We start from the raw sequence: 9,731 nt of genomic DNA, 5'->3' as shown, positions 1-9,731 counted from the left end.
GCCGGCCTGTACCAGCACCGTGGCGACCGGGCCGCGGCCCTTGTCCAGCTTGGCTTCGATGACGAGGCCCTTGGCGTGGGTATCGATCGGCGCCTTCAGTTCCAGCACTTCCGCCTGCAGCAATACGTTTTCCAGCAGGTCATCGATGCCCTGGCCGGTCTTTGCGGATACCGGGCAGAACGGCGCGTCGCCGCCGTAGGCTTCCGGCACCACGCCTTCGGCGATCAGCTCCTGCGTCACGCGGTCGGTATTGGCGCCCTGCTTGTCGATCTTGTTGATCGCTACGACGATGGGCACGCCCGCCGCCTTCGCGTGGGCAATTGCTTCCTTGGTCTGGGGCATCACGCCGTCATCGGCAGCGACCACCAGGATGACGATGTCGGTCGCCTTGGCGCCGCGCGCACGCATGGCGGTGAACGCCTCGTGGCCCGGGGTGTCGAGGAAGGTAATGATGCCGCGCGGCGTTTCTACGTGGTAGGCGCCGATGTGCTGCGTAATGCCGCCGGCTTCGCCCGCGGCAACCTTGGCGCGGCGGATGTAGTCCAGCAGCGAGGTCTTGCCGTGGTCGACGTGGCCCATGACGGTCACGACCGGCGCGCGCGGATGCAGTTCGGCATCCGCATGGGTACCGGCCTCTTCCAGCATCGCTTCCGGGTCGTCCAGCTTGGCGGCGAACGCCTTGTGACCCATTTCCTCGACGAGGATCATCGCGGTTTCCTGGTCCAGCACCTGGTTGATGGTCACCATCTGGCCGAGCTTCATCATGTGCTTGATGAGCTCCGATGCCTTCACCGCCATCTTGTGCGCCAGTTCGGCTACGGTGATGGTTTCGGGAACGTGCACTTCCTTGACGATGGCCTCGGTCGGTACCTGGAAATTGGATTCGCGCTGATCGTCGTGGCCGTGCGAGCGGCGTCCCTTCGGGCCGCTGCGCCAGCCGTCGCGGCCGCCCGGCGCGGCGCCGGGGCCGCGCGTCTTGAGTCCGCCGCGCTTCTTCGCGGCGTCGTCCTGCCAGGTGGACGAGACATTCGCCGACTTGATCGACTTCTTGTCGCCGACGGCCGGCTTCTTGTCGTCCTTTTTATCGGCGGGTTTCTTCTCGGCCGGCTTGTGCAGCGTGCCTTCGGCAGCCTTGGCCACCGGTGCAGGCGCGGGCTCGGGAGCCTTCATCACCTTGCGCGGCGCGCTCATCATCGCCTTGATCTGTGCCACTTCATCCGCAACGGCCTTGCGCGCGCGCTCGGTCGCGGCAGCGCGCTCGGCGGCTTCGCGGGCTTCCTGTTCGGCGGCCTTCTTGCGCGCTTCCTCATCGGCGGCACGCTTGGCTTCCTCGGCAGCCGTCATTTCCTTGCGGTTCTGCTCGGCCTTGGCGGCCGCTGCCTCGGCGGCGGCGCGGCGTTCGGCTTCCTCTGCCGCTTCGCGCATGGCCTTGGCCTGGGCTTCCTTTTCCGCTTCGAGTTTGGCGAGACGCTCCTGCTTTTCGCGCAGTTCCGCTTCCTGGCGCGCAATCAGCTCGGCCTGACGGCGTGCCTCTTCCGCGCGGCGCGCAACTTCCGCTTCGTCGATCACGGGCGCCGCGGGCGCCTTGGCGGCAGCGGTTTCCTCGACCTGCGGTTCATCCCGCTTGATGAAGGTGCGCTTCTTGCGCACTTCCACCTGGATGGTGCGGGACTTGCCAGTGGCGTCGGCCTGCTTGATTTCGGTCGTTTCCTTGCGGGTGAGCGTGATCTTGCGCTTCTCGCCGTCAGGCGAGGCGCCGTGCGCCCGTCGCAGGTGGTTCAACAGCTTGTCCTTGTCTTCCTTCGACAAGGGGTCGGACGCCGAACTCTTCTCGACACCTGCGGCGCGCAATTGCGTCAGCAGCAAGTCCGCCGGCATCTTCAGTTCGGTGGCAAATTGGGCTACGTTGGTACTCGCCATTCAGTCCTCTTTTCTATATGGCATGGCAGATGATGTTTTGGGCGGTCCGGCTTATTTGGCCTCGACCAGTTCTCGCGCTTTCGCTTGCAACGCCCGTGCCCGGTCGTCGTACTTGGCGTCGATCAGCCGCATTTCATCATCGGTCACATCTGCAAATTCGTTTTCGATCAGCTGACGCGCACGTTCGATCGGCAATGCCAGGATCGATCCGAATTCGTCATAGGCCATGTTGGCGAACGCATCCAGCGTCTTGACGCCGGCCAGGCCCAGTTTGCCCGCGGTTGTGCGGTCGATCCCGTCGAGATTGACCAGCTCTTCTTCCATGCCTTCCAGGCCTTCCTCGGAGGCAATCGCCTCGGTCACCAGCGCGTCGCGGGCGCGGTTGCGCAGTTCGTTGACCGTTTCCTCGTCGAATGCCTCGATGTCGAGCATTTCGCTGATCGGCACGTAGGCAATTTCTTCCAGGCTGGAAAAACCTTCGTCCACCAGGATCGCGGCGACTTCCTCGTCCACGTCGAGCTTTTCCATGAACAGCTTGCGGGTCGCGGCGCTCTCGGCGGCGGATTTGTCGGCGGATTCTTCCGCCGTCATGATGTTGATCTGCCAGTTGGTCAACTCGGATGCCAGGCGCACGTTCTGGCCGCCGCGGCCGATGGCGATGGCAAGGTTTTCCTCGTCCACCACGACGTCCATCGCATGCTTTTCCTCGTCCACCACGATCGAGGTGACGTTGGCCGGGGCCAGCGCGCCGATCACGAACTGCGCCGGATCTTCCGACCACAGGACGATGTCCACGCGCTCGCCGCCGAGCTCGGCGGTCACCGCCTGCACGCGCGAGCCGCGCATGCCGACGCAGGTACCAATCGGGTCGATGCGCTTGTCGCTGGTGAAGACGGCGATCTTGGCGCGCACGCCCGGGTCGCGCGCGGCCGATTTGATTTCCAGCAGGCCCTGCTCGATTTCCGGCACTTCCAGCTCGAACAGCTTCATGATGAATTCCGGCGCGGTGCGCGACAGGATCACCTGCGGGCCGCGTGCATTGCGGTCGATGCGCAGGATGTAGGCGCGCACGCGGTCGCCGATGCGCAGGTTCTCCTTCGGGATCATCTGGTCGCGCGGCAGGCGCGCCTCGATCTTGCCGGACTCGACGATGGCATCACCGCGCTCCATGCGCTTGATGGTGCCCGTCACCAGCGCGTCGCCGCGGGCGAGGAAGTCCTGCAGGATCTGTTCGCGCTCGGCGTCGCGGATACGCTGCAGCACGACCTGCTTGGTGTCCTGCGCAAAACGGCGGCCGAACTCGACCGATTCGATCGGCTCTTCGATGTAGTCGTCGACTTCGATGTCGGCAATCTGTTCCTTTGCTTCGAACAGCAGCACTTCCTGGTCGGGCAGCTGCAGGCCGGCCTCGTCAGGCACCACGTGCCAGCGGCGGAAGGACTCGAACTCGCCCGATTCGCGATCGATGGAGACGCGGATGTCCACTTCTCCCTCGTAGCGTTTCTTGGTCGCTTGCGCGAGCGCGTGCTCGAGCGCTCCGAATACGATTTCCTTATCGACGTTTTTTTCTCGTGCCAGCGCATCGACCAACAACAAAACTTCGCGACTCATGCTTTGCGACTCCTAAAGTCCACTTTTGGCACCAGGCGTGCCTTATCCACATCGGCGAGCGTAAAATCCAGCATCGCCGGCCCCTCTTTTCCTTCAAATTCCAGCTTGAGCGTATCGCCTTCCGGTGCATGCAGGATGCCCTGGAAGGATTTACGGTTGGCTGCGCCGGGCATCGGCATGCGCAGCTTCACAATGGCCTCGTGCCCGGCGAAGCGCACGTAATCGGCGTGCTTCTTCAGCGGACGGTCGAGGCCGGGCGACGATACCTCAAGCCGCTCGTAATTCGCGTTTTCCACCGTCAGCATGTGCGACAGCTGGTGGCTCACCTTCTCGCAGTCTTCCACCGTGATGTTTCCCTTGTCCGCATCCTCGGGAGGGAAGTCGATGTACACGCGCAGCAAGCCGTGGGCCGCCTGTTCGAAATCGACAAGCTCGTAGCCCATGCCAACGACGGTTTTTTCAATCAAATCCAGCAACCGCAAAACAATTCTCCGCAACGGTCCAGGCCGGCTGTGCACGCCCACAAAAAGCCACACAAAGCGTTCAAGAAAAAAAAAATGGGCATCTGCCCATCTCTTTTTTATCGCTCCCGCACCAACTACACCAACTCAGGCGGCGCCTGATTGCCCCCTGGTTGCGAGCCAACCTTTGTTAACTCTCTAATTATAAACAATTATTTGGCGCACCGCAATGAAAAGGCGGCCTCAGCGGCAAAACCGGAGGCCAACCGTTTCCCTGGGGAAATTCCACACCCGACGACGGTGTCTCAACCCCTGCCGCGGCGCCGCGCCATGCCCTGCATTCCGAGGCCCGCGCGCATCTGCCCGCCGCGGCGTCCGTGGCCGGCGTCGGGGAAACCGAGCGCCGTCTGCAGCGGATCCGGCTGCCGGCTGCGCTGCTGGCCTTGACCTTGACCTTGACCCTGGCCGCGGCCGCCGTTGTTGCCGCGCCCCTGGCCGCGCTTCTGACCCTGCGCCTTGTCGAATGTATTGCCGTTGCGTTCGCCCTGGCGCGGCTTGCCCTGGGCGGCCGGCTTTTCCAACCCGCTCAAGGCCATCAGTTCGCGCACCGCATGCTCCTCGAGCTCTTCCCAGCGTCCACGCTTGAGGTTGCTCGGCAGGGTGAGCGCGCCATAGCGCGTGCGGATCAGGCGCGAGACCGTCAAGCCGATGGCCTCGAACATGCGCCGCACTTCGCGGTTGCGCCCTTCGCCGATCGTCACGCGGTACCACTTGTTGACGCCTTCGCCGCCGCCATCGGCGATCTTCGAGAACTGCGCGACGCCGTCTTCCAGCTCGACGCCGCTCAACAGCTTCTGGCGCATGCCTTCTTCGAGCTCGCCCAGCGTACGAACCGCATATTCACGCTCGATGCCGTAACGCGGATGCATCAGGCGGTTGGCGAGGTCGCCGGAAGTCGTAAACAGCAGCAGCCCTTCGGTATTGAAGTCCAGGCGGCCCACGGCCAGCCATTTACCGGTCTTCATCGTCGGCAGCCGCTCGAACACCGAGGGGCGCCCTTCCGGATCGCTGTGGCTGACGATTTCCCCTGCGGGCTTGTGGTAGACCAGCACGCGCGGCGGACGCTTGGAGACTTTGCGCTGGATCAGTTTGCCGTTGATGCGCACCTGGTCCGTGGGCAGGATACGCTGGCCGATATGCGCAGGCTCGCCGTTGACCGATACGCGGCCGGCGATGATCAATTCTTCCATGTCGCGGCGCGAGCCCAGTCCGGCGTCGGCCAGCACCTTGTGCAGCTTGGGCGCATCGTCTTCCGCGGTGAGGTCGCGGCGTACCGCCTTCTGCTGCTGGCGTCCGTTGCGGCGCCCGTCTTCATCGCCCTCGGCGTCATACGCTCCGGAGGTGACGAAGGAAAAAATGTCGTCGGCGACGTTTGCTTTCGCCCCCGGCTTTGGCTTTGCCGCACCGCCTGCCGGCTTGGCACGCTTCTGCGCAGGCTTGGCTTTCTGGCGCTCATCGCGCTTGCGCGCGGGGCTGCGCGGCGCCTTCGGCGCATCAGTGCCGGCGCCTTCGGCCGATTGGGTGGCGTCGGTCCCGGATTCGGCGACTACCTTGGCGGCGCCTTCGTCGTTTTCTTCCCGCGGCGCGCGTGCGCGGCGCAGGCTGCGCGGCCCGCGCACACCGCGCTTGGCCGCTTTCTTCTTGCCTTGCTCCGCCTGGCCGTCTTCGGCCGCGGCGGTCTCGCCGCGGGCCGGCGCCCGATCGTCTCCATTGTCGGTGCGGCTGGTGGCTTCAGTGGCTATGACCACGTGGGAATCGTTGTGGTTGGGCAGATTCATCGTCGGATTCTTGATTATGCTGGCGGTTCGCCGCGCTTTCCTGCTCGTCATGGGCGGGGGCGGCATTGCTGGCCTCGGCCAGTTCGGCGGCGGTGGAAACGGGTTCTTCGGTCCCGGTGTCCGGTTCAGACCCGGATTCGTCGCCGGCGTTCTGCACGGCTTCTATAAAATTATTGTTGCCGGATGCCGGCGCGACGTCTTCCGCAAGCGTTTCCGCAGCGGCCTCGCCCTCTTCGGACGCGGCTTCCAGCATCCCGGAGGACATGCCCTCCGCCTGCTCCAACCCTTCCGCGGGCTGCCCCGCAGCGGCGAAGTCCATGGCCGATTGGTCCAGGCTCGCCTGCATTTCGCCTTCGAGCGCCTGGAGTTCGGGCAGCATGCTGCCCTGCGCGGCCTCCTTCGACACATCCTGCAGCGGCGGCAGTTGATCGAGCGACTTCAGGCCGAGATCATCGAGGAACTGCTTGGTCGTCGCGAACAAGGCCGGACGTCCCGGCACGTCACGGTGGCCGATGGTCTCGATCCAGCCGCGGTCCTCAAGCATCTTGATGGTCTGCGAATTGACCGTGACGCCGCGGATTTCTTCGATATCGCCGCGCGTCACCGGCTGGCGATAGGCAATGATGGCCAGGGTCTCCATCGTCGCACGCGAATACTTGGGCGGCTTCTCGGGATTGAGGCGCTCCAGGTACTTCTTCATTTCCGGCCTGCTCTGGAAGCGCCATCCGGTGGACAGGCTCACGATTTCGATGCCCTTGTCGGCCCAATCGCTGCGCAACTCTTCCAGCATTGACTTGATCGTGTCGGCGCCGACCTCCTCATCGGCCTCACCGTTTTCCACGTAGAGCTTCTTCATGTCGTTGATCGACAGCGGCTCATGCGCGCAAAGCAACGCGGTCTCGAGGACTTTCTTCGCCTCAATTGTGTTCATTTTTTTGGCGTCTTGTTTTCTACTAGCAATGTGCAGAAGTTATCGTCAACGGCAGGCATTCTGGATGCTGCCCGGTCAGAGAACCTGTTGATGCCCAGTTGATGCTATTCCGACGCCTGATTTGTTTTAGGTCTGATTTAGGCGGGAATTGATAAGACAAAAGACTTGGTTGCGGGGGCAGGATTTGAACCTGCGACCTTCGGGTTATGAGCCCGACGAGCTGCCAGACTGCTCCACCCCGCGTCTGGAAACATCAATTATAGCTCGCCTCAGGCGGTAAAGCAAATGCAATCGAAAAACTTTCGCGCGGTGATACACTTGTGCTGGTCATTTTCTCAATCGAACAGGTCGCCGCGCGCCGCTCCGCCCGTACGGCACACATTCACAATTGCACGGTCCCGTATGAAATTCTGTTCCGAATGCGCGCACCCCGTTTCACTGCAGGTCCCGCCGGACGACAACCGTCCGCGCTATGTGTGCACGCAATGCGGCACCATCCACTACCAGAACCCGAAAATGGTCATCGGTTCCATCCCCGTCTGGGAGCAGGATGGCGAAACCCGCATTCTCCTGTGCAGGCGCGCGATCGAGCCGCGCTACGGCTTCTGGACGCTGCCCGCCGGCTTCATGGAGAACGAGGAAACCACGACCGAAGCGGCAATGCGGGAAACCTTCGAGGAAGCGGGCGCGCGCGTCGAGCTGCATGAGCTCTTCTCCCTCCTCAATGTGCCGCAGGTGCACCAGGTTCACCTCTTCTACCGCGCCACGCTGCTCGACCTCGATTACCAGGCCGGCACGGAAAGCCTCGAAGTCGCGCTGTTTACGGAAGCGGAAATTCCCTGGAACGACATCGCCTTTCCGACGGTGGGCGTCACGCTCAAGTACTTCTTCGAAGACCTGGCGCGCATCCGCAGCTCCGGCGGCAGCTATGCATTTCACTCCCGCGACGTGCGCAAGCCGATGCGGCAACCCGACTAGTTCCGCCGCAGCCTCCTCAGGGCGTGGAGCACGCGGAAGACTGACTGCGTCACCCGGCCTTTCTCTCGTTCGAGCAGCCAGACCTTGGCCTTGCGCTTGACCACCCTGACACCCGCCTTCAATACCTCGTCGAGATGGAGGAACAGGTGGCCGAAGGAGCGGTAGATGTCGATACGGTCCATGTCGCGCCGTACCCCGAGCAGCCGGGTCTTGTATTCATTGCGGCCGCCGCCCATATGGAATTTTTTCGCGCCGCGCGAAATGCTTTCGCAGATGGTGGTGTAACAGCAAAGCGCTCCGACCCAGTAGGCGTCATAGCGGGAATCATGCCCGATCATGTGCGCGAGATACTCGGAACCGACGCAATAACTGATCGTCCCCGCGCAAATCTGCCCGCCTACGCGCAGGACGGTCACGAAGCCGCACTCTTTGGCAAGGCTCACCACGCGCGCCTCGTCGGCCTCGTCCAACCCGAACTTCATTTTCTTGGCCTCGATGCGCGAGCGGCTCAGGGCGAGGATGTCGCGCACCTGCTGTTCGTCGATTTCACCCGCGGCATAGAATTGCTGCTCGAATGATGGATGGTCGCGCTCCAGGCGGCGCCGGTAACGCTTGACGTTCTCGCGCGTCGCCTTGCCCAGGCGGGCGGTATATTCCTCGGGTGTGGCCGGCAGCTCGATCTCCCAGTTTTCCTTCGCATCGTAGCGCAGCATCGGGAAGGGCAGCCGCAGCGGGTCGCTCAACACTCCCTTGAAACTGATGATGTGCACGTGATCGAAATGCGCAAACACATAGCGCGCGAAGCGCCCGATGTCTGCTTCGGGTATAAAGCACATTTCGTTATAGACGTCGATGCGCCGGCCGGCGCACCGGAATACGAGTAATGTGACTGGCACCCCATCCTGCCGGGCAACATAGGTATTGACCCCGTCGCGCGGCCTGAAGGTCCTGAAAAAGGCCAGCGAAGAGTGGATGTGGCCGTATAGTCTCGCGAGCTCCGCTTCCGCGAACGCGGGGATCTCGTTCAGATAACAATGCTCGCTCACTTCTGCGCGTCGCGCAGGCGCACTGGCTGCAATAGCCGCTTCCATAGTCGCCTCCCGTTCATCGATGCATTCCGCCCATGCTTTCGCGGCAACGCGCGATGTCAGGGTCAGAGTGAAGGCTGCAAGGCTGCCTTTCCGCCCGGCCTGGGCTGCGTCCTGTTCGGATTCGTCCTTGGTGGCGGCCGCATGCCTTCCTCCGGCCACAGCAGGCCGGCAACGCCGTCGAAACCGATGTTGAACAAGGCATCGACAATCGACAGACCGGCAACGAACTCCTGCCCTTCCGGCAGGTTCCGCTGCGGATAGGGCATGCACTTGAAGTCGTTGTAGACCAGCTCGATGCCGTGCTCGCCGAACACGATCACATCGTTGTATGCCCGCGCGCCGGAACCCGACAAGTATCGCTGTACGCCCAGATGGTCGGCGATTTGCGCAATCCGTTCGCTCGGAGACGATACCGACGCGGGCGGCAGCTCGGATGCATACAGCACCCGCGGCGCGATCCCCAGACGCGCCGCGATGTCCAGGATCAGCCTCCCATTGAGGCGCGCCAGCGGCTCGCTGCCAGCACGCAGCCTGTCTTCCAGGAATGCGAACACGCTGTCGAAATACGGCGCCTTGCCGTAGGACGCCTCGAAGGTCTTCAGGTGCCGGTCTACCCAGAAGCGGTCGGAAAATGCGAGATCGTGGATCACCTGCTCCTCGACCGCGCGCTTGCGCACATGCTGCGTCAGCCAAAGCTGCGTCCTGCCCGGCCCCAGCACATGCACGCGGTGGGTATAGCCGCGGCGTGCGAACTGGACGGTATCGAGGAAGACAAAGACGTCCGCGCGCGACATCTTGTGGAAAAAGCCGAGCCAGGGCAGGTAATTCGGCTGGTGCACCGCGAGCGTCACATCACCCATCGCAGCACCTCGAAGCACTCGGCATAGTTTGCGCCGATCTG

Annotated in this window: 8 protein-coding genes and 1 tRNA gene; 1 reads left to right on the top strand and 8 read right to left on the bottom strand. The window is 63.0% G+C overall.

Features of this window, described 5'->3' with window-relative positions:
- The 6 genes from infB to VFF99_RS16105 all read right to left on the bottom strand — a co-directional run.
- Positions 1–1,920, bottom strand: a 1,920-nt coding sequence (gene infB / locus VFF99_RS16130) for a translation initiation factor IF-2 (protein WP_325019665.1), incomplete at its 3' end; no start/stop codon positions are given.
- Between the two features lie 51 nt (positions 1,921–1,971).
- On the bottom strand, positions 1,972–3,531 hold the full coding sequence (gene nusA, locus VFF99_RS16125; RefSeq protein ID WP_325019662.1) for a transcription termination factor NusA: 1,560 nt from the start codon (positions 3,529–3,531) through the stop codon (positions 1,972–1,974).
- Entirely contained in the window at positions 3,528–4,013 is a 486-nt protein-coding gene (gene rimP, locus VFF99_RS16120; protein ID WP_325019667.1) for a ribosome maturation factor RimP, read from the bottom strand. Before rimP ends, nusA begins: the two co-directional genes overlap by 4 nt.
- A gap of 284 nt (positions 4,014–4,297) precedes the next feature.
- Positions 4,298–5,830 carry a 23S rRNA pseudouridine(2605) synthase RluB gene (gene rluB, locus VFF99_RS16115; protein ID WP_325019660.1) on the bottom strand — a complete coding sequence of 511 codons (1,533 nt, stop codon included), beginning with the start codon at positions 5,828–5,830 and terminating at the stop codon, positions 4,298–4,300.
- Positions 5,784–6,761, bottom strand: a complete 978-nt coding sequence (gene scpB / locus VFF99_RS16110; protein WP_325019658.1) for an SMC-Scp complex subunit ScpB — start codon at positions 6,759–6,761, stop codon at positions 5,784–5,786. The genes rluB and scpB overlap by 47 nt, the downstream gene beginning before the upstream one ends.
- A gap of 166 nt (positions 6,762–6,927) precedes the next feature.
- Positions 6,928–7,004: transfer RNA gene (locus VFF99_RS16105), tRNA-Met, on the bottom strand.
- A gap of 159 nt (positions 7,005–7,163) precedes the next feature.
- Between VFF99_RS16105 and VFF99_RS16100 the strand changes: the two genes are divergently transcribed.
- Positions 7,164–7,739, top strand: a complete 576-nt coding sequence (locus VFF99_RS16100; RefSeq protein WP_325019656.1) for an NUDIX hydrolase — start codon at positions 7,164–7,166, stop codon at positions 7,737–7,739.
- On the opposite strand, the gene VFF99_RS16095 is transcribed toward VFF99_RS16100, so the two are convergent.
- Together VFF99_RS16095 and VFF99_RS16090 are read right to left on the bottom strand one after the other, a co-directional pair.
- Complete coding sequence (locus VFF99_RS16095; RefSeq protein ID WP_325019654.1) at positions 7,736–8,830, bottom strand: GNAT family N-acetyltransferase; 1,095 nt, start codon at positions 8,828–8,830, stop codon at positions 7,736–7,738. The genes VFF99_RS16100 and VFF99_RS16095 overlap by 4 nt on opposite strands.
- Before the next feature lie 62 nt (positions 8,831–8,892).
- Positions 8,893–9,690, bottom strand: coding sequence for a WbqC family protein (locus VFF99_RS16090; RefSeq protein ID WP_325019652.1), 798 nt, complete (start codon positions 9,688–9,690; stop codon positions 8,893–8,895).
- Between the last annotated feature and the right edge of the window lie 41 nt (positions 9,691–9,731).

Origin of the sequence: Noviherbaspirillum sp. (genome assembly GCF_035654295.1) — a bacterium.
Classification (GTDB): domain Bacteria; phylum Pseudomonadota; class Gammaproteobacteria; order Burkholderiales; family Burkholderiaceae_D; genus Noviherbaspirillum.
The sequence above is the reverse complement of the archived record's forward strand: the minus strand, read 5'-3'. Positions and strand labels throughout refer to the sequence as shown.